This window comes from Streptomyces sp. NPDC002701 (genome assembly GCF_042889045.1).
Taxonomy (GTDB): Bacteria; Actinomycetota; Actinomycetes; order Streptomycetales; family Streptomycetaceae; genus Streptomyces.
This window is the reverse complement of the sequence record NZ_JBIAQL010000009.1, coordinates 256582-277056: the sequence shown is the minus strand read 5'-3', so window position 1 is coordinate 277056 and position 20475 is coordinate 256582. Positions and strand designations below refer to the sequence as shown.

Here is a 20475-nt window from a genome sequence, read left to right as displayed (position 1 = left end):
GGCGACTCCGGCCAACCTTGCGGGGTCGGCAGGTTCCGCGGACCCGGCAGGTTCCGCAGGCCCGGCAGGTTCCACGGACCCGGCAGGTTCCGCAGGGTCGGCGGGTTCCGCAGGGTCGGCGGGTCCCGCAGGGTCGGCAGGTTCCGCAGGGTCGGCAGGTTCCGCAGGGTCGGCAGGTTCCGCAGGGTCGGCAGATCCCCCAGGGTCGGCGGCTCCCGCAGGGTCGGCAGGTTCCGCAGGGTCGGCGGCTCCCGCAGGGTCGGCGGGTCCCGCAGGGTCGGCGGCTCCGGCCGGCCCTGCGGAGGCTGCCGGCCTCGCGGGGCCGCCTGGTCAGGCGGACCCGACGAGCTTCGCGGCTCATACGATCCCCACAGCCCCGGCGAACCCCGCAGGGTCTGCGGAACCACCCGGTTCGGCCGAGCTCGCAGGTTCCGCGGATCCACCGGGGCCGCCGGGGCCGGCCGAGCCGTTGGAGACAGACGAGCCGTTGGAGACAGCCGGGCCGTTGGGGTCGGCCGATTCCGTGCGGCCCGCCAGGCCCGTGCGGCCCGCCGGGCCCGTGGGGCCCCTGGACGGTAATGGAGAAGTGAGGGGTGGGTCGTGACGGTGAGTGCGTCGGAGTCTTCGGCGGGGGCGCGGGCCTCCGGGCCGCTGCTGAGCGCCGAGGGGCTTCGGGTGACCTTTTCCGCCCGGCGCGGTGAGTCCGCCCGGGCCCGTGCCGTCGACGGGGTGGACCTCGACATCCGGGCCGGTGAGATCGTCGCGCTGGTCGGCGAGTCGGGGTGCGGCAAGACGACGCTGGCGCGCTCGCTGCTCGGACTCGTCCCGCCGACGGCAGGCCGGGTCACGTTCGCGGGCCGGCCCCTCGACTACTCCTCGCGCGCCCTCAAGGCGTACCGCAAGCGGGTCCAGCTGGTCCTCCAGGACCCCAGTGGCTCACTGAACCCCCGGCACACCGTCTACGACGCGGTGGCGGAGGGGCTGCGTATCCACGCGTACCCGGGCGACGAGCGCGAGGCGGTGGCAACAGCCCTCTCGCGGGCGGGACTCCGGCCGCCCGAGCGGTTCTTCCTGCGCTATCCGCACGAACTCTCGGGCGGCCAGCGCCAGCGTGTCGTCATCGCGGGCGCGCTCGTCCTGGAGCCCGAACTCATCGTCGCGGACGAGCCGGTGGCCTCGCTGGACGCGTCGGTACGCGGCGAGATCCTGGCCCTGCTGCTACGGCTCCGCGCCGAACTCGGCCTGTCCGCCCTGGTGGTGACCCACGACCTGGGGCTCGCCTGGAACATCGCGGACCGGGTCGCGGTGATGTACCTCGGCCGGATCATCGAGACGGGAGCGGTGGAGGACGTCCTGCGGGCGCCGCAGCACCCGTACACGCAGGCGCTGTTGTCGGTCCTGCCCGAGGCTCCCGGCGACCCGGTCGTGCTGACCGGCGAGCCCCCGGACCCGTCCCGCGTCCCCGCGGGCTGCCGCTTCCACGCCCGCTGTCACATCCTGGCGACGGGCGAGGCCGAGCGGGCGGGCGTCGCGACCGCCTGCCGTACGGAGGACCTGCCGATACTGAACGGCACCGGCGATTCCCAGGTGGCCTGCCACTGGGCCCGAACGAGAGCCGAGGCCGCTCCCTAGCAAGCAGGGCCCCGTCAGGGGCGCGGGGAACTGCGCGACAGGCCCCCACCGGGCCCGCGGACGAACGACGCACCCGACCGGCCCCCACGGCACGACGTGGCGTGACGCGACGCGTCACGGACGGCGTGCCTACAGTCACCCGGCGTCGGCGTCGTACGCGGCGACAAGCTCCCGGGACCGCTTCACGTCGTCCGAGATGGCCTCGAGCAGCCCCTCGATGGAGTCGAACTTCGCCATCCCGCGCACGAAGGCCAGGAAGTCGACGGCGACATGCAGCCCGTACAGATCGAGCCCCACCCGATCGATGGCGTACGCCTCGACCGTCCGCTCGGTCCCGTCGAACTGCGGATTCGTCCCGACCGAGATCGCGGCCGGCATCGCCTCGCCCTGCGCGTGCAGCCAGCCCGCGTACACCCCGTCGGCGGGGATCGCGGTGTGCGGCAGCGTCTCGACGTTGGCCGTGGGGAAGCCGAGTTCACGACCTCGCTGGGCGCCACGGACGACGACGCCCTCGACGCGGTGCGGGCGGCCGAGGATCTCACGGGCCCCTTCGACCTCGCCCTCGGCGACCAGCCGCCGGGTGAGGGTCGAGGAGAAGGGCTCACCGCCGCCGGCCTCACCGGTCACGTACAGATCCACCACGTCGACCTCGAAGTCGTACGTCTTGCCCTGCTCGGCGAGGAAGGCGACGTTGCCCGCGGCCTTGTGCCCGAAGCGGAAGTTGGGGCCCTCGACGACGGCCTTGGCGTGCAGCTTGTCGACGAGGACCTTCACCACGAACTCGGCGGGCGACAGCTTCGAGAACTCGGTCGTGAAGGGCAGGATGAGCAGCGCGTCCACGCCCAGGTCGGCCATCAGTTCGGCCCGGCGGTGGTGCGGGGCGAGCAGCGGCGGATGGCTGCCGGGGCGGACGACCTCGCTCGGGTGCGGGTCGAAGGTGACGACGACCGAGGGAACGCCCAGCTCGCGCGCCCGGTCCACGGCATGCCTGATGATCAGCTGATGCCCGCGGTGGACGCCGTCGTACGAGCCGATGGTGACGACGCTGCGCCCCCAGTCCTGGGGGATGTCCTCCAAACCACGCCAGCGCTGCACTGTGACCGCTCCTCGTCGAACCTGTGTCCGTGTCTGCCTCATACGCAGCTCTAAGGGTGCCATGCCGCGTCCTCTCGGCCCGCATCGGCATGGACCCTGTGACCGGTGGCACGTGACGGCGGCGCGGGCCGGGGGTCACACCGGGACCCGCACCTCCGCGAGGTGCTCGATCATGCGGCCCGTGCCGGGTCCGACCAGGGTGGACCAGTCCTCGGGCGTGGCGGTCAGCCAGCGGACGACGAGCGGGGCGAAGCCGGGCACCCGGCGGCCCAGGTCGACGAGCGCGCGGTCGAAGCGGGCGGCACCGTCCGGGGTACGCACGAGCAGGCCGCCCACGGTGTGCAGCAGGGCGCGGGTGTGGTCCTCGCCGTTGTCGACGGCGCCCTCCCCGGCGGCCCGTACGAGCGCGGCCAGCACCACCGGATCGTGCTCGCGCGTCAGCAGCAGGTCCAGGAACTCGTGCCGCAGGGGGCGGGACCGGGGCGTGCCCGGCGCCGCGAACACCTCGGCGAGCGTGGCCCGCAGGTGCGGCCCGCCCCCGTCGAGAAGTGCGGTGACGAGGGGCCGGAGGACCGCTCGGGCGCCGGGTCCGTGTGCCAGCCGCCGGTCGACGTGCGCCGCCAGGTGGGCCGCCGTCTCCGGGCGCCGTTCCTCGGCCTCGTGCACGAGCGCCGCGACGCGGTGGGCGAGCGCCGGTGTCGTCATCTCGGCGAGCGTGCGCAGCACCGTCCCGTCGTCCGGTTGCCGCAGTCGGTCCTGGAAGGCGGCGAGCACCGGGTCCGGGTGCGTCGCCAGCGCGGCGGCCAGCGCGCTCGCCGGCAGCCGCGGGTCGGCGGCCCTGAACCGGGCCAGGGCCTGCGGCAGGTGGCGGGCGCGGGTGTGCGGATCACTGACCAGAAGTGCCAGAGCGCTTCCGTGCAGGGTGCAGTCGCCGGGGCGGGCGAGCAGCGCGAGCGCGGTACGGCGTACCAGCTCGCGGTCGGTCTCGCCGCGCACGTGCGCGGCGGCCCGCAGCGCGTACGTCGCCGCCGCCGTCCGCCGGGCCGGGCGCTGATCGTGCACCCAGCGCGCGACCGCGCGGCAGAGCGCGGAGGGCTCCTCCTCCGCGAGAACGTCCAGCAGTTCGTCCGCGCGGGCGTGCCCGCTGTCGACCAGCGCCTCGGTGAGATCGTCCGGGGCGCGGTGCCGGTGGGTGTGCAACAGGACCTGGGCGGCGGTCGCGACGGTGGCGTCGGGGGTCGCGGGCAGCGGACGGTCGTCGTCGAACCAGTGGGTCAGGAGCGGCTGTACGCCGGCCGGGTCGGCGGCGAGGAGCGCGGCCACGGAGTCCAGGTAGCGCGGTTCGGTGGCGGGCGGCGCCTCGTCCGCCACGACGAGCCGCCTCAGCAGGTCGAAGCGGTGTGCCTGCGGCAGGGAGAGCGCGAGCCAGAATCCGGGGCCGAACTCCCCCGGCACGGGCCGCCCTTCGGCCCGCCACGTCACCACACGCTCGGCGAGGTGCCGCAGCACGCCCAGATACGGAGTCGCGTCGGGTACGCGGAGCAGTACGCCACGCAGGAGCCGGGTGGGCCACCAGCCGTCGGCGTTGGCTCCGGCTCCAGAACCAGAACCGGAACCAGAACCAGCATGGGCATGGGCATGGGCGTCGGCGTCGGCGTCGGGTCCTGTGACGAGGCCGTCCATCACCCGGAGCAGCTCACGCAGACGGAGGGTGAGGTGGTCGCCCCCGTGTTGACGCGGCACCAGCAGCAGTGCCTGCAGAACGGGCCCGATGCGGTGACGGGGGACGACGAAGTGCCCGGCACGGTCGGGGCCGTCGTGGTGCGTCAGTGATCCCAGTGCCGTGTCCAGGTCGAGGTGCAGGCCCTGGATCCAGTCGGCGAACTCCTCGTGGGCGAAGCGGTAGCCGTCCCCCGCCGGCACGAGCAGGCCCTCGGTGAGCACGGCGGAGGCCCACCCGGTGCACCCGCCCAGCCGCCGGTCGGGCACCGGCCCCCACGGGAACAGGGTTTCGAACGCCGCCTGGTCCAGCTCTCCCTCCCCCGGGCCCAGACACCGCCGGGCCGCCACGTGCACCTGCCCCGCGACCCTGGCCGCGAGGCGCCGCACCGCCGTCCCGCGCAGCCCGTTCGCCGCCGCGAGCCGGACGGCCACCCGCAGACACATCAGGTCGAGGTACGCGGCGAAGACCTCGTCCCGCGCCACCCGGCCGGGCCGGTCGCCGGGCAGCGCGGCCCGCACCTCCGACAGCAGCCGCAGCGTCAGCGGATGCCGCGCGTCGGCTCCGCCGAGTGCCCCTTCCGGAATCCCGTGCCGGGTCCGTGCCTCGCGTGCCTCGTCCTCCTCCAGGTCCCCGAGGCGTACGCAGGCGGGCGACCCGGCGCCCGCCCCGTCCCCGGCACCCCGCGGCCCGTACAGCAGCTCCGGCGGGAACCGCACCCCCGCCTGCTCCCAGTACTCGTCCCGGCAGGCCACGACGAGCCGCACCCCGTGCTCGCGCAGCCAGTCGGCCGTACCGGCGGCCCACTCGGGCAGGCGGTCGGCGAGGCCCGGCGGCATCTCCTCGGGGCCGTCGAGGAGAAGCAGCAGGGGCCGCCCGGCGTCCCCGGCGAGGCGGGCCAGCCGCTCGGGCCCGACGTCTCCGAGCGGGCCCGGCCCGCCCACCGCCTCCGCGGCTGCCACGATCCGCCCTGCCCGGCGCAGCGCCCGCCGGGCCGCGTCGGCCACCGAGGCGTCGGTGTCCAGCAGGTCGGCGCCGCGCAGCCAGAGGGTGGGAGCGGGCTCCGCGCCCTGGTTGCGCCGGGCGGCCAGGGCGGCCAGCTCCGTCGTACGGCCGCTGCCGGGCGCGCCGACGAGCCCGAGGACGCCGTACGGACCTTCGGTGAAGGCGGTGAACTCCGCTGCGACCGTGGGTCGTTCGACGGGCGTGACTCCGCCGGTGCAGGGCGGGGAGGCGACGGTGGCCGTGAGCTCCAGTACGCCGGCCAGGTTGAGGTCGGCGCCGTAGGCGGGCACCGTCGAGGCGTTGCGGGCCAGCAGTTCGGCGAGGGGGCCGTCCGGAGCGGTGCCGCCGGAGGGCAGCAGCGGCACGGCGAAGCCGCCGGGCGGTCGGCCGGAGTGGAGGGCCGTGCCCAGGACGGCGACCACCGCGCCGGTCTCCGCGTCGATGACGGGCCCGCCGGTCGCCCCGCCACCGGGCCGCAGCGCGTCGCGGCCGGCCGTGCCGATCGCCAGCTCCAGTGCGTCGTGGAGGAGATGGGAGCGGTCGGTCGCGGTGTACGTCACGGCGGACGAGCCCAGTACGCGGGCCTCCCGCCAGCCGCCCGCCGCGATACGGACGTACGTGCCGGTCTCCACGCGGTTCCGGACGGTGACCGGGAGCGGGTCGAGGCCGGGGGCGAGGCCGTCGCAGTGGACGAGGGCGAGGCCGAGGGCCGGAAGAGCGGTGACCGAGTCGGCCGGGACCGGGCGGACGCGGCCTTCCGTGGGCGCGTCCAGAACGAGGCCGGGAAGGCCGTCGACCGCCTCGTGGCTGGTCACGACGGTGCCGTGGTGATCAGCGACGAACCCGGTGCCGCGGGGGCGCCCGGCGAGATCGCGGATCCGCACGAGGCTCCGGTCGAACGCCTCCACGCGCCGCGCGGCGGCGTCCGCGCCCTGTTCCGCCGCGTCGACGCACCGGTCCGACGCGTCCGGGTGACGGCCGGACACCACGGCGCCCCACCCCGGCACCCTGCCGGCCGCGCTCGGCACCGCACCGACCCGAACGGTCGCTGTCCCGCCCCTGTTCGACCCCGGACCACCCCAGGCGGACACGTTCTCGCCCCAGACCCCCGCCGCACCCTCCCGGGACGACACAACCCCGGACCCACTCGCCCCCACTCCGGCCCAGACCGACACATCCCCGGACCGGACCCGCGCCGCACCCTCCCGGGACGGCACAGCCCCGGACCCGCTCACTCCCGCTCCGGCCCAGGCCGACACGCCCACGGTCCAAGCCGTCGCTTCCCCGGCGGCCGCGGGCAGCGGCTCCTCGGGCCGGCCGGATGGTGCCCCGGCCCCGGCCCTGGACCCGGACCCGGCGCCAGACCCGGGCCGGGGCGCGCCGGATTCGTCAGCCGTGCCGGGGGCTGAGACGGCCGGTGTCCGATGACGGCCCCCGGCCTCCGGGTCCCGTCCCGCCATCTCCGAACCTCCCCGCCGCGCGCGCCGTACCGTGCCTTCGGCGCTTCGATTTCCGACGGTAGGCGCCCGATGATCGGACGCGACAGCTCGCGGGCCCAACAAGCCCCCTTCCGCTCCCCCGGTTCACTCCGAGCGCCTGGCCGGACGGGTGAATGTGGGACGGCGGATGGATACACCTCTGGATGGGGGAACCCAGGGGGAACAGTGGAGCGGCGCACACGGGCGACCCCGTGGACGCCGCTCCACGACCGTTACGGCCGTCACGACCACCTCAAGCACGCAGACCGCACCGACCGCACCGACCGCCCAAGCGGTCGGAGTGATCCGCCGGACCGGGGCCGGTCGGGAATCACCTCAGCCGAAGACGGCGAGGCTCTTGGCCTTGCCCTTCTGTTCCTCCACCAGCGCGAGGAACCGCCCCTCGGGGTCGAACACCCCGACGGCCCCGGCCCCGGTGTACTCCTCGGGCATCTCCAGCCGCACGCCGTTGGTCAGCAGCTGCGCGCGCTTCGTGTCCACGTTCCACCGGGGGAACGCGCTCGTGGCGGCCTCCGCGACCGGCATCACGGTCAGCTCCTCCTGGAGCTGGTCGAGAGTCCGGGCGGCGTCGAGCTTGTACGGGCCCACGCGGGTGCGCCGCAGCGCCGTCAGATGGCCGCCGACACCGAGGCCGGCGCCCAGGTCACGGGCGAGGGCGCGGATGTACGTACCGGAGGAGCACACCACCGAGACGATCAGGTCCAGGACGGGCGTGCCGTCCTCGGCGACGGCCTCCCGGACGTCGTACACGGCGAACGACGAGATCCGTACCGGCCGGGCCGGGATCTCGAAGTCCTCGCCCTCACGCGCCCGCTTGTACGAGCGCACGCCGTTGATCTTGATGGCGCTGACCTTGGACGGCACCTGCATGATGTCGCCGCTGAGCTCGGCGATCCCGGCGTCGATGGCGTCCCGGGTCACCTTGGAGGCGTCGGCCGACGAGGTGAGGTCGCCCTCGGCGTCGTCCGTCAGGGTGTTCTGCCCGAGCCGGATGGTGCCCAGGTACTCCTTCTCGGTCAGCGCGAGGTGACCGAGGAGCTTGGTCGCCCTCTCGACGCCGAGGACGAGCACGCCCGTCGCCATGGGGTCGAGGGTGCCCGCGTGGCCGACGCGGCGGGTCTTCGCGATCCCGCGCATCTTGGCGACCACGTCGTGCGAGGTGAAGCCCGACGGCTTGTCGACGATGACAAGGCCGTCGGGCGTCTGCTGCTTCTGCGTCATTTGGCGGCGTCGCCGCCCGTCTCGTCGGCGTCCGTCTCGTCGGCGTCCGTGACGTCTTCGGGCTCGTCGTCGTCTTCCGGCTTCCTGTACGGGTCGGCCTCACCGGCGAAGGTGGCGCCGGCCGAGACCTCGCGGACCTGGGCATCCTTGGCCCGTGCCTTGTCGAGCAGGTCCTCGATGGTCTTGGCGGTGTCCGGCAGGGCGTCCGCCACGAAAGTGAGCGAGGGGGTGAACTTCACGCCCGCCGCCGCGCCGACGGCCGAGCGCAGCACGCCCTTGGCGCTCTCCAGGCCGGCTGCGGCCTCCGCACGCTGCTCGTCGTCCCCGTACACCGTGTAGAAGACGGTCGCCTCCCGGAGGTCCCCGGTGACCCGGGTGTCCGTGATGGTCACATGCGAACCGAGCCGCGGGTCCTTGATCCCACGCTGCAGCTTCTGGGCAACCACCTCTCGGATGAGGTCCGCCAGCCTCTTCGCCCGCGCGTTGTCGGCCACTGGTCCGTCTCCCTACTTCCTTGCTGATCCGTGTACGGGCGATCCTTGCCGCCGCACGCTCATTCGTCGTCTTCCCCGTGGAGCCGCCGTCGCACGGACAGCAGTTCCACCTCGGGACGCCCGGCGACCAGGCGTTCGCACCGGTCGAGTACGTCGGTCAGGTGCCCGGTGTCCCCGGAGACCACCGCCAGTCCGATGACGGCCCTGCGGTGGAGGTCCATGTGCTCCACCTCCGCCGCGCTCACCGCGTACTTGCGGATGAGTTCGGCCACGATCGGGCGGACGACGGAGCGTTTCTCCTTGAGCGACCGTACGTCGCCGAGGAGCAGGTCGAAGGACAGAGTCCCCACGTACATATGTGTGTGTCCGGATGTCCCGCCGGTACGGGGTAGATGGCCCGGCCAGGCTCCTGCCGGGGCACGTGAACGGTACCCCGAACCCCTGGTCCCCCTCGACGGGGTTTCGCCCCCGCCGCCCCTACCCATTCCCGTCACTTCCTCGGGGGCTCCGCCCCCGACCCCCCGGTCCTCAAACGCCGGACGGGCTGAAAAACCAGCCCGTCCGGCGTTTGAGGACGAGCGCGCAGCGCGACAGGGGGGTCTGGGGGCGCAGCCCCCAGGGACGGGACGGGAAGGGGCGGCGGGGGCGAAAAACCCCGTGGGGGCCGGTCCACAGGAAGCAGTTCCTGTGGACCAACCCCACACGGTCGAGCCGAGCCGCAGGCGTTACGCGCGCGGCTTCTCGCGCATCTCGTACGTCGCGATGACGTCGTCGATCTTGATGTCGTTGAAGTTGCCGAGGTTGATACCGCCCTCGAACCCTTCGCGGATCTCGGTGACGTCGTCCTTGAAGCGACGCAGACCGGAGATGGTGAGGTTCTCCGCGATGACCTTGCCATCGCGCAGCAACCGCGCCTTGGTGTTGCGCTTGACCTCGCCGGAGCGGACCAGCACACCGGCGATGTTGCCCAGCTTGGACGAGCGGAAGACCTCGCGGATCTCCGCCGTGCCGAGCTCGACCTCTTCGTACTCCGGCTTGAGCATGCCCTTGAGGGCCGCTTCGATCTCCTCGATGGCCTGGTAGATCACCGAGTAGTAGCGGACGTCGACGCCCTCGCGCTCCGCCATCTGCGCCGCGCGGCCCGCGGCGCGGACGTTGAAGCCGATGACGATGGCGTCGGATCCGGTCGCCAGGTCGATGTCCGACTCGGTGACCGCACCCACACCGCGGTGCAGGACGCGGATGTCGACCTCTTCGCCGACGTCGAGCTGGAGCAGCGAGGACTCGAGGGCCTCCACCGAACCGGACGCGTCGCCCTTGATGATGAGGTTGAGTTCCTGCACCAGACCGGCCTTGAGCGCCTCGTCCAGGTTCTCCAGGGAGAACCGGACTCCGCGCCGGGCGAAGTTGGCGTTGCGCTCACGCGCCGCGCGCTTCTCGGCGATCTGGCGGGCCGTGCGGTCCTCGTCGACGACGAGGAAGTTGTCGCCGGCGCCCGGGACGTTGGTGAGACCGAGGACGAGGACCGGGGTCGAGGGACCCGCCTCTTCCACGTTCTCGCCCTTGTCGTCGAGCATCGCGCGGACACGGCCGTACGCGTCGCCGACCACCATGGTGTCGCCGACCCGCAGGGTGCCTCGCTGGACCAGGACGGTCGCGACGGCGCCGCGGCCGCGGTCGAGGTGGGACTCGATCGCGATGCCCTGCGCGTCCTGCTCCGGGTTGGCCCGCAGGTCGAGCGAGGCGTCCGCGGTGAGGACCACGGCCTCCAGCAGGCTCTCGATGTTGAGGCCCTGCTTGGCGGAGATGTCGACGAACATCGTGTCGCCGCCGTACTCCTCGGCCACCAGACCGAACTCGGTGAGCTGACCGCGCACCTTGGTCGGGTCGGCACCCTCGACGTCGATCTTGTTGACCGCGACCACGATCGGCACACCGGCCGCCTTGGCGTGGTTCAGCGCCTCGATCGTCTGGGGCATCACACCGTCGTTGGCCGCCACCACGAGGATCGCGATGTCGGTCGACTTGGCACCACGGGCACGCATGGCGGTGAACGCCTCGTGACCCGGGGTGTCGATGAAGGTGATCCTGCGCTCTTCGTCGTTGACCAGCGTGGCGACCTGGTAGGCACCGATGTGCTGGGTGATGCCGCCGGCCTCGCCCGCGACGACATTCGTCTTGCGGATGGTGTCGAGGAGGCGGGTCTTACCGTGGTCGACGTGACCCATGACGGTCACGACCGGCGGACGCGCGACGAGGAACTCCTCGCCACCCTCGTCCTCGCCGAACTCGATGTCGAAGGACTCGAGCAGCTCGCGGTCCTCCTCCTCGGGGCTGACGATCTCGAGGACGAAGTTCATCTCGTCCGCGAGGAGCTTCAGCGTCTCGTCGGAGACGGACTGCGTGGCGGTGACCATCTCGCCGAGGTTCATCATCACGCCGACGAGCGACGCCGGGTTGGCGCCGATCTTCTCGGCGAAGTCGGTGAGCGAGGCACCGCGCGACAGGCGGACGGACTGTCCGTTGCCGCGAGGCAGCATGACGCCGCCGACCGACGGGGCCTGCATGGCCTCGTACTCCTGGCGCCTCTGCCGCTTCGACTTGCGACCGCGACGCGCGGGACCACCGGGACGGCCGAAGGCGCCCTGTGTGCCACCACGGCCACCCGGACCACCGGGACGACCGCCGAAGCCGGGACGGCCACCGCCGCCACCACCGGGACCACCCGGACGGCCGGCGAAACCGCCGCCACCGCCACCGGGACCACCGGGACGGCCGGCGAAGCCGCCACCGCCGCCACCGGGACCGCTCGGACGGCCGGCGAAGCCACCGCCACCGGGACGACCGCCGCCGGCACCGCCGGGACGACCGCCGCCGCCACCGGGACCGCGGCCACCGGGGCCACCGCCGCCGGGACGCGGGCCCGCAGCCGGACGCTGCGGCATCATGCCGGGGTTCGGACGGTTACCGCCGGGGCCGCCGCCGGGACGCGGAGCGCCACCGGGACCACCCTGCGGACGGGGCATGCCGCCCGGGGTAGGACGGGCACCACCGGGACCGCCACCGGGACGCGGAGCGCCGCCGGGGCCGCCCTGCGGACGGGGACCGCGGTCTCCCGCGCCCTGGGGACGCGGAGCGCCACCCGGAGCACCGGCGCCACCGGGGCCACCGGGACCGGGACGGGCGCCGCCCGGACGGGGCGTCTGCGGACGCGCCATGCCGGTGGAGCCACCCGAGGTGAAGGGGTTGTTGCCGGGACGCGGTCCGGCGGGACGGCCGCCGGGACGCGTGCCCTGGCCGCCGGGACGCGGGGCGCCCTGACGGTCGCCGCGGTCGGTGCGCTCGCCACGGCCCTGGCCGGGACCACCCTGGCCGCCCTGTGCGGGGCCGGCCGGACGGACGCCGGGCTTCGGGGCGCCGGGACGGGCACCGGTCGGACGCGGGTTCGCAGCCGGGGCCGGGGCCGCCGCCGGAGCCTGAGCGGCGGGAGCCGCGGGCGGCGCCGTGAACTCGGGCGCGGCCGGGGCCGGGGACACCGGGGCGGGCTTCGGCGCGGGCCTGGGGCCCGGCGTCGGACGCGTACCGGAGGCCGGGGCCGCCGGAGCCGCGGAGGCCGCGGGCTTCTCGGCGGCGGCCGGCTTCGGGGCCGGCGGGCGCGGTGCCGCGGGACCCGGACGGGCCGCCTGCGCCGGAGAGGGCGCGCCGGGCCTGGCCGGCGATGCCTTGCGCGGGGCGGGCTTGCCGCCGCCGTTGCCCTGCTGGAGGGCGTCGGTCAGCTTGCGTACTACGGGCGCCTCGATCGTCGAGGACGCCGAACGGACAAATTCACCGAGTTCTTGGAGCTTGGCCATGACGACCTTGCTCTCCACCCCGAACTCCTTGGCGAGTTCGTATACCCGGACCTTAGCCACTTCGCTCCTTTTAGGTCCGGGTTGCGTCCGGACCGTCGCTACTTCATGGGCGTACTCATCGCGTGCTCATCGAGTGCTCATCGCAATCTCGACCTACTTCCAACTCGCGGGGTACCAGGGCCGCGCGGGGTTCCGCGCGACACTCCTTACGGTGTTGCCTGCTCAGCAACTGTCTGTCCGCTCGACGTACCGGCGCAACGCCTTTGTGTCGAGCTGACCCGGGGCACGCAGCGCCCGCGGGAACGCCCGGCGGCGGACCGCCAGGTCGAGACAGACCAGGGCGGGGTGTACATACGCACCCCGGCCGGGCAGCGTACCGCGAGGATCGGGGACACATTCGCCCTCGCTCGCCACAGTACGCAGCAGATCGGTCCTGGCCGCTCGCTCCCGGCACCCCACACAGGTGCGTTCAGGGCATGCTCGGGCATGCGTCCGGCCAGACACTCTTAAGTCTACCTCCCTGCACCGACCTCACCCCTTTGGGGCACGTATCGAACAGTTGCCGCGGACGAAACTGTCGTGATCCAAACCACTCGCGGCTTGGATCTATTCCCCGGTCACTCGCCGGCCCGGTCCGCCTGCCGGTCTCCGGGCCGGTCGCCGCCCTGGTCACCCGTCTGCTCGGTGTCCGGGCGGATGTCGATGCGCCAGCCGGTCAGCCGGGCGGCGAGCCGGGCGTTCTGCCCTTCCTTGCCGATCGCCAGCGACAGCTGGTAGTCCGGGACCGTCACGCGCGCGGAGCGGGCCGCGAGGTCGACGACCTCGACCTTGGAGACCCGGGCCGGGGAGAGCGCGTTGCCCACCATGTCCGCGGGGTCGTCCGACCAGTCGACGATGTCGATCTTCTCGCCGTTCAGCTCGGCCATCACGTTGCGCACGCGGCCGCCCATGGGGCCGATGCAGGCGCCCTTGGCGTTCAGGCCCGACCGGGTGGACCGGACGGCGATCTTCGTGCGGTGGCCGGCCTCGCGGGCGATGGCGGCGATCTCGACGGACCCGTCGGCGATCTCCGGCACCTCCAGGGCGAAGAGCTTCTTCACCAGGTTGGGGTGGGTGCGGGAGAGCGTCACGGACGGACCGCGGACGCCCTTCGCCACCCGTACGACGTACGACCGCAGTCGCATGCCGTGCTGGTACGACTCACCGGGGACCTGCTCCTGCACGGGCAGGATGGCCTCCAGCTTGCCGATGTCGACGAGCACGTTCTTCGGGTCGCGGCCCTGCTGGACGACACCGGTGACGATGTCGCCCTCGCGGCCCGCGTACTCGCCGAGCGTCGCGTCGTCCTCGGCGTCCCGCAGACGCTGGAGGATGACCTGCTTGGCGGTGGTGGCGGCGATCCGGCCGAAGTCCGACGGGGTGTCGTCGAACTCGCGTGCCTCCTGCCCCTCCTCCAGGTCGTCCGGGTCCTCCTTCGCCCACACGGTCACATGACCGGTCTCCCGGTCGAGCTTCACGCGCGCGTGGCGGCGGCTTCCCTCGGTGCGGTGGTAGGCGATGAGGAGGGCCGACTCGATCGCCTCGACCAGCAGGTCGAAGGAGATCTCCTTCTCCCGCACCAGACCCCGCAGGGCACTCATGTCGATGTCCACGGCTACGCCTCCTCCTCTTCCTTCATGTCTTTCGTGTCCTTGCGGTTGAACTCGACCTGGACGCGCGCCTTGGCGACGTCCTCGAAGGCGAGCCTCCTGGCGGTGGGCCTGCGCCCCTTCACGCCGGGCACCTCGACGTCCATGCCCTCGTCCTCGACGGTCATGATCCGGGCGACCAGTTCGTCACCGTTTCCCAGCTGGAACTTCACGAGACGGCCGGTGGCCCGGACGTAGTGGCGGTGTTCCCGGAGCTCGCGCTCGGCGCCGGGCGTTCCCACCTCCAGGGTGTACTCGCCCTGGCCCATGGCGTCGGTCTCGTCGAGCTTCGCCGAGAGCGCGCGGCTCACATCGGCGGTGGCGTCGAGGTCGGCTCCCTCGTCGGAGTCGACGACGACGCGCAGCACACGCTTACGGCCCACCGAGTCCACTGCGATCTCTTCGAGGTCGAGTCCCTGCGAGCTGACGAGCGGTTCCAGGAGCTCTCGCAGCCTCTCGCTCTGGGTGGTGCTCATCCGGGTGACTCCTCGGCCGCGTGTGCTGTTGTGGGTAGGTCGCGTGTCAGGTCAAAGGGTATCCGGTCCCAGGGGGTGTTGCCGTCCACCGCGGCCCGCCCGGCTGCGGCCCGGCGCCGCTGGTGGGTGCCGGAGCGGTACACAGGTACCGTGATCAAGGGCCTGCCGCCCCTTTCCGTCCGTACGAGCCCTGACGAGGACGTCTGCCGTGCCGTTCACCCTGCCGTCGCGCACCCCTTCGGGGCCGCGCCGAAGGAGTCTGCTCGCCGGGGCCGCCGGGGCGGGCACCGCCGCGCTGCTCACCGGCTGCTCCGGCTCCGACTCGACCTCCGGGACCGGCGGTGAGGGGAGTTCGCCCGCCGCCGTGCGGGCACGCGCGCGTGCGGCCCGCGACAGCGAGCGACTCGCCCGGCGGTACGAGGCCGTCCTCGCCGCGCACCCCGCGCTGAGCGGCCGGCTGACGCCGCTGCTGGCGGAGGTCGTGCGGCACGCCGAGGCGTTCGGGGGCGGCGGGCGGGCGGCGGCGACCCCGTCCGGGGGCTCCACCGAGGGCTCCTCCGCCGAGCCCGCCGTGGGTGCCTCGCCGTCCCCCTCCCCCTCGGTGCCGGCGAGCGAGAAGGAGGCCCGCGGCGAACTCGCGGCGGCCGAGCGCGAGTTGGCCGACCGGCGGATGAAGGCGCTGCTCGGCGTGCCGGGAGAGCTGGCCCGGCTGCTGGCCTCGGTGGCGGCGGCCGGCGGGGCGCACGCGTTTCTGCTGACGGAGGACATGAAGTGAACAGGTCCGGCACGGCTGGAGCGCAGGTGCAGGCGCAGTCGAAGAACTCGGCGGAGCTGACGGCCACGCAGGCCGCGCTCGGGGCCGAGCATGCCGCCGTGTACGGCTACGGCGTCGTGGGCGGCAGGATCCGCGAGGAACGGCGGACCGAGGCGCGGGCCGCGTACGACGGGCACCGGGCGCGCCGGGACGAGCTGGCGCGCACCGTGCGCGACCTGGGCGGGAAGCCCGAGCCGGCGGCTGCCGCGTATGCGCTGCCGTTCTCCGTGACGGACTCGGAGTCGGCCCTGCGGCTCGCCGCCGAACTGGAGGACCGGGTGGCCGGGGTGTACTCCGACCTCGTCCGGGCCACCGAGGGCGAACGGCGGAGGGCGGCGGCCCTGGCCCTGCGGGAGGCCGCGGTGCGCGCGGTGCGCTGGCGCGGCGAGAGCGTAGCCTTCCCTGGTCTCGCCGAGCGGTCGGCCACCGCCACCGCGTCGGCGACACCGTCCTCGTAACGCGTCCAGGGAAGGGAACGACTCGCGCATGGCTTTCGAACCGCCGCCGCGCCTGGTGAAGGCGCTCGGCGAGACGGCACCAAGCGGTGACGACTGGCTGGAGAAGCTGCCGCAGGCGGCCGAGCAGGCCGTCGTGCTACGCGAGTCGACCGCGGAGCGTGTGCAGGTTCCCGGCGGGCGCAGCAGTCTGGTGGTCCTGGTCCGGCTGCCGGACGGCACTCCCGCCGTCCTGAAGCTGGCGCCGCGCCGGGCCCGCCCCGAGAGCGAGCGGGCCGCGCTGGCGCACTGGGACGGCCGGGGTGCGGTACGTCTCCTGGAGCCGGCCGGCACCGAGGGCGTCCTGCTGCTGGAGCGGCTGCAGCCCGATGTGTCGGTGCGGTCGCTGCCGGAGGCCAGGTCGATGCTGGAGGCGGCCGGGGCGCTGCGCAGGCTGTGGGTCGAGCCGCCCGCGGACCATGTCTTCGAGACCGTGGCCGAGCGGACGGGACGGCAGGCCGAGGCGATGCGGGCGGGCGCCGACACCGAGGCGGTGCCGCTGGTCGACGCGGCCCTCGCGGTGCGTGCGGAGCTCCTGGCGTCCCCGCCGCGGGCCCGCCTGCTGCACGGCACCTTCCGGCAGAGCAAGGTCCTGGCGGGCGACCGCAGCCCCTGGCTGGCCGTCGGACCGGATCCCGTGGTCGGCGAGTGCGCCTTCGACCTGGCCCGGCTGGTCCGCGACCGGGTCGAGGACCTGATCGCCTCCCCGTCCGGCGGCTCCACCACCCGCCGCCGGGTGAAGCGCCTCGCGGAGTCCCTGGACGTGGACCAGGAGCGGCTGCGTGGCTGGACCCTGTTCCGGGCCGTGGAGTCGGGCGTACGGGCCCGGCGCGTGGGCCGGCCGAGGGACGCCGAGCTGCTGCTCGAGTTCGCCGCCTGGCTGTAGGCCCCGGGGGGTCGGCCGTTCCCGGACGGCCCCCCGGTGTGCGGACTACTTCGCCGTGAGGCGGGCGACGGCCTCGTCCACCGTCAGCTCCTCGCGCTCGCCGGTGCGGCGGTTCTTCAGCTCCAGGACGCCGTCGGCCGAGCGCCGTCCGGCGACCAGGATCTGCGGTACGCCGATGAGTTCGGCGTCCGTGAACTTCACGCCGGGCGAGACGCCCGCACGGTCGTCCACGAGCACCCGTACGCCCGCCTCGCCCAGCTTCCGCGAGACGTCGAGGGCCAGCTCGGTCTGGAGGGCCTTGCCGGCCGCGACGACATGGACGTCGGCCGGGGCGATCTCGGCGGGCCAGACCAGGCCCTGCTCGTCGGCGTGCTGCTCGGCGAGCGCGGCGACCGCGCGCGAGACGCCGATGCCGTACGAGCCCATGGTGACGCGGACCGGCTTGCCCTGCTGGCCGAGCACGTCGAGCTGGAGGGCGTCGGCGTACTTGCGGCCGAGCTGGAAGATGTGGCCGATCTCGATGGCGCGGTCCAGCGTGAGACCGGTGCCGCAGACGGGGCAGGGGTCGCCCTCGCGCACGACGACCGCGTCCACGTGCGCGTCGACCTCGAAGTCACGGCCCGCGACGACGTTCTTCGCGTGCACGCCCTCCTTGTTGGCGCCGGTGATCCAGGCGGTGCCGGGGGCGACGCGGGGGTCGGCGAGGTAGCGGACCTTCTCCAGGCCCTGCGGGCCGACGTAGCCGCGCACGAGGTCGTCGCGGCCGGTGAAGTCCTCGGCCGTGACGAGTTCGACGGCGGCGGGCGCGAAGTGCGCCTCCACCTTGTCCATGTCGACCTCGCGGTCACCGGGAACCCCGATCGCGACGATCTCGCCGTCCACCTTGACCAGCAGGTTCTTCAGGGTGGCGGAGGCGGGCACCTCCAGGTACGCGGCGAGCGTCTCGATGGTCGGGGTGTCGGGGGTGGGGATCTCCTCCAGGGCGGGGACCCCGGCCGCGTCGACGGGCGTCAGCGGGTGGGTGATCGCCTCGGTGTTGGCGGCGTAGTCGCAGTTCGGGCAGTCCGCGAAGGTGTCCTCGCCGGCGGCGGCCGGGGCGAGGAACTCCTCCGACTTGGAGCCGCCCATGGCGCCCGCGGTGGCCGCGCAGATGCGGTAGTCCAGACCGAGACGCGCGAAGATCTTCTGGTACGCCTCACGGTGCAGGGCGTACGACTCGGCGAGGCCCTCGTCCGCCGTGTCGAAGGAGTACGAGTCCTTCATCAGGAACTCACGGCCGCGCAGGATGCCGGCGCGGGGGCGGGCCTCGTCGCGGTACTTGTTCTGGATCTGGTAGAGGATCACGGGCAGGTCCTTGTAGGACGTGCACTGGTCCTTGACCAGGAGGGTGAAGATCTCCTCGTGGGTCGGGCCGAGGAGGTAGTCGCCGCCCTTGCGGTCGTTCAGGCGGAACAGCTCGGGGCCGTACTCCTCCCAGCGGCCGGTCGCCTCGTAGGGCTCCTTCGGCAGCAGGGCGGGCAGCGTGACCTCCTGGGCGCCGATGGCGTCCATCTCCTCGCGGACCACCCGTTCGACGTTGGCCAGCACCTTCTTGCCCAGCGGCAGCCAGGACCACAGGCCGGCGGCGGTCCGGCGGACGTAGCCGGCGCGCACCAGCAGCTTGTGGCTGAGCACCTCGGCGTCCGCCGGGTCGTCACGCAGTGTCTTGACCATCAAACGGGACATGCGCTGGACCTGGGCCATGGTTCTCGACTCCTGCTGCTGCTTATAGATGATGGCTAGGAGGTTAGCCGGGCGGTCGCCGTCGCCGAAATCCGTTATCGGCGGACCTGGGGAAGAGCGGTACGGGAGGGACGCGTCAGCGGCGTTCGAGGGGCAGCGGGGCGCCCATCACCACGTACGGCTTCGGTGCGCTGGGGAACAGGACCTGGACGGCGAGGTCCTGGTAGCCGAGCGAGCGGTACAGCCCGCGGGCGGGGCTGTCCGTGTCGATGGCCGAGAGGATCGAGCGCGGTTCGGCGGCGCCGTCCGTGATGGTGGTGATCAGGGCGCGGCCCACCCCGCGGTTCTGGAAGTCCGGGTGGACGTGCAGTTCGGTGATCACGAAGGAGTGGTCCAGCCATTCGTCGTGTCCGCGGCCGCGCAGGTAGGGCTCGACGACGGTGGACCACCAGTGCGCGCGGTCGTTGGGCATGCCGTAGACGAAGCCGGCGAGCCGTCCGTCCGGGGTGGTCGCGCCGAGTGCGCGGGCGCCGGGGAAGGTGAGGTGCCGGAGCACGATCTGACGTCGTACGGCGACCTCGTCCGCGCCGAGTCCGAAGGCGACGGCCTGGACGTTCAGGGCCTCGTCGATACGGGTGGCCAGGTCCAGGGGGCCGATGACGATGTCTTCGGGGGTGAGCGGGCCCTGACCGGGCTGACCGGGGAAGCGCAGCATGTGCGGAGACTACCTGGGGTGTCCCCACCGCGTGGGCCGGGCCGGGGTCGCCTTCCGGGTGCGGGCCGGAAGTGGCTGGTCGCGCAGTTCCCCGCGCCCCTCTCAGGGGCGCGGGCCGCCGGCTCAGAACAGGACGCTCATGAACGCGCCGGTCTCCTGGAAGCCGACTCTGCGGTAGGTCGCCCGGGCCGCGGTGTTGAAGTCGTTGACGTAGAGGCTGACCAGCGGGGCGACGTCCGCGAGGGCGTAGCGCAGGACCGCGGCCATGCCGGGGGCCGCGAGGCCCCTGCCGCGGTACTCGGGGGCGACCCAGACACCCTGGATCTGGCAGGCGCGTGTCGTGGCGGCGCCGATCTCGGCCTTGAAGACGACCCGGCCGTCGCGGTCGACGTGCGCGAACGAGCGTCCGCTGCCGACGAGTTCGGCGACCCTCGCCTGGTAGAGCAGGCCGCCGTCGCCCGCGAGCGGGGAGACACCGACCTCCTCCGTGAACATCGCCACGCACGCCGGCATGATCGTCTCGATCTCGTCCTTGCGGATGCGGCGGACGTACGGATCCGGGGTGATGTCGGCGGGCAGCCGGTCGGCGACCATCAGGGGCTGGTGCGGCCTGACCTCACGGGCCGGGCCCCAGCTGGGTTCCAGGAGGCGCCAGAGCTGGGCCGTCGCCTCGGAGGGGCCGACGATGGAGGAGCAGCGGCGGCCGGCTCTGCGGGCGCGGTCCGCGAAGGCGCGGACGGCCCGGGGGGTGGCGCAGATCGGGACGAGGTTGGCGCCCGCGTAGCAGAGGGAGGTCAGCATGCCGTCCTCGTACCAGCCCCACATCTCGCCGCCGAGGCGCCAGGGGTCGAGGCCGGCGACCTGTACGCGGGAGGTCACGAAGGCGTTCGCCACCGGCTCGCGGTCTAGGACGGCGAGCGCGGCGTCCAGGTCGCTCGGGTCGAGGACTCTGGTGGTTGTCTGCGTCAACACGTGCGGGGCCTTCACCATCAGGTCTGCTGATCTCCGCACTGTACCTGGCGGCGGTGTGGTGTGCCGCCCGGTGGGGCTGGCCGGCTTTCCTCGCCCCCGCCGCCTCTACCCTTCCCTGGGGGCTGCGCCCCCAGACCCCCGCTGTCGCGCTCCGCGCTCGTCCTCAAACGCCGGACGGGCTGAACCACCCA

Annotated in this window: 16 protein-coding genes; 4 read left to right on the top strand and 12 right to left on the bottom strand. The window is 73.4% G+C overall.

The genetic code is table 11. The annotated features are described in order from the left end of the window. Positions 1–606: 606 nt before the first annotated feature. Positions 607–1632 (top strand): oligopeptide/dipeptide ABC transporter ATP-binding protein, encoded by a 1026-nt coding sequence (locus ACFYXC_RS24760; RefSeq protein WP_388926811.1) that lies wholly within the window; start codon positions 607–609, stop codon positions 1630–1632. Between the two features lie 135 nt (positions 1633–1767). Here ACFYXC_RS24760 and ACFYXC_RS24755 read toward each other — a convergent pair whose 3' ends face one another. The 9 genes from ACFYXC_RS24755 to rimP form a co-directional block, all read right to left on the bottom strand. Beyond that, complete coding sequence (locus tag ACFYXC_RS24755; RefSeq protein WP_388926791.1) at positions 1768–2727, bottom strand: bifunctional riboflavin kinase/FAD synthetase; 960 nt, start codon at positions 2725–2727, stop codon at positions 1768–1770. Between the two features lie 135 nt (positions 2728–2862). Next, positions 2863–6480: a trypsin-like peptidase domain-containing protein gene (locus tag ACFYXC_RS24750; protein WP_389554071.1), complete on the bottom strand. Its 3618-nt coding sequence runs from the start codon at positions 6478–6480 to the stop codon at positions 2863–2865. A 786-nt stretch (positions 6481–7266) separates the two neighbouring features. Next, positions 7267–8172, bottom strand: coding sequence for a tRNA pseudouridine(55) synthase TruB (gene truB / locus ACFYXC_RS24745; protein WP_389554070.1), 906 nt, complete (start codon positions 8170–8172; stop codon positions 7267–7269). Continuing rightward, positions 8169–8666, bottom strand: coding sequence for a 30S ribosome-binding factor RbfA (gene rbfA / locus ACFYXC_RS24740; protein ID WP_388926801.1), 498 nt, complete (start codon positions 8664–8666; stop codon positions 8169–8171). Before rbfA ends, truB begins: the two co-directional genes overlap by 4 nt. Positions 8667–8725: 59 nt before the next feature. Next, complete coding sequence (locus ACFYXC_RS24735) at positions 8726–9022, bottom strand: DUF503 domain-containing protein (protein ID WP_388926804.1); 297 nt, start codon at positions 9020–9022, stop codon at positions 8726–8728. A 369-nt stretch (positions 9023–9391) separates the two neighbouring features. Then, positions 9392–12577 (bottom strand): translation initiation factor IF-2, encoded by a 3186-nt coding sequence (gene infB / locus ACFYXC_RS24730; RefSeq protein WP_389554069.1) that lies wholly within the window; start codon positions 12575–12577, stop codon positions 9392–9394. Positions 12578–12739: 162 nt separating this feature from the next. Beyond that, positions 12740–13021, bottom strand: a complete 282-nt coding sequence (locus ACFYXC_RS24725) for a YlxR family protein (RefSeq protein WP_389554068.1) — start codon at positions 13019–13021, stop codon at positions 12740–12742. Between the two features lie 113 nt (positions 13022–13134). Then, positions 13135–14169, bottom strand: coding sequence for a transcription termination factor NusA (gene nusA / locus ACFYXC_RS24720; RefSeq protein WP_388911465.1), 1035 nt, complete (start codon positions 14167–14169; stop codon positions 13135–13137). Between the two features lie 2 nt (positions 14170–14171). Beyond that, entirely contained in the window at positions 14172–14681 is a 510-nt protein-coding gene (rimP, locus tag ACFYXC_RS24715) for a ribosome maturation factor RimP (protein ID WP_389554067.1), read from the bottom strand. 208 nt (positions 14682–14889) lie between these two features. On the opposite strand from rimP, the gene ACFYXC_RS24710 reads away from it, so the two are divergent. The 3 genes from ACFYXC_RS24710 to ACFYXC_RS24700 are packed head-to-tail and all read left to right on the top strand — an operon-like array spanning position 14890 to position 16875. Next, positions 14890–15456, top strand: a complete 567-nt coding sequence (locus ACFYXC_RS24710) for a hypothetical protein (RefSeq protein ID WP_389554066.1) — start codon at positions 14890–14892, stop codon at positions 15454–15456. Then, positions 15453–15953 carry a ferritin-like domain-containing protein gene (locus ACFYXC_RS24705; protein ID WP_389554065.1) on the top strand — a complete coding sequence of 167 codons (501 nt, stop codon included), beginning with the start codon at positions 15453–15455 and terminating at the stop codon, positions 15951–15953. Before ACFYXC_RS24710 ends, ACFYXC_RS24705 begins: the two co-directional genes overlap by 4 nt. Before the next feature lie 28 nt (positions 15954–15981). Next, a complete protein-coding gene (locus ACFYXC_RS24700; RefSeq protein WP_389554064.1) occupies positions 15982–16875 on the top strand; it encodes an aminoglycoside phosphotransferase family protein in 894 nt (297 codons plus the stop codon). A 45-nt stretch (positions 16876–16920) separates the two neighbouring features. Here ACFYXC_RS24700 and ACFYXC_RS24695 read toward each other — a convergent pair whose 3' ends face one another. The 3 genes from ACFYXC_RS24695 to ACFYXC_RS24685 form a co-directional block, all read right to left on the bottom strand. After that, positions 16921–18618, bottom strand: coding sequence for a proline--tRNA ligase (locus ACFYXC_RS24695; RefSeq protein WP_389554063.1), 1698 nt, complete (start codon positions 18616–18618; stop codon positions 16921–16923). A 115-nt stretch (positions 18619–18733) separates the two neighbouring features. Then, positions 18734–19312, bottom strand: coding sequence for a GNAT family N-acetyltransferase (locus tag ACFYXC_RS24690; protein ID WP_388911447.1), 579 nt, complete (start codon positions 19310–19312; stop codon positions 18734–18736). A gap of 123 nt (positions 19313–19435) precedes the next feature. Next, a complete protein-coding gene (locus ACFYXC_RS24685; RefSeq protein ID WP_388911444.1) occupies positions 19436–20284 on the bottom strand; it encodes a GNAT family N-acetyltransferase in 849 nt (282 codons plus the stop codon). Positions 20285–20475: the final 191 nt, after the last annotated feature.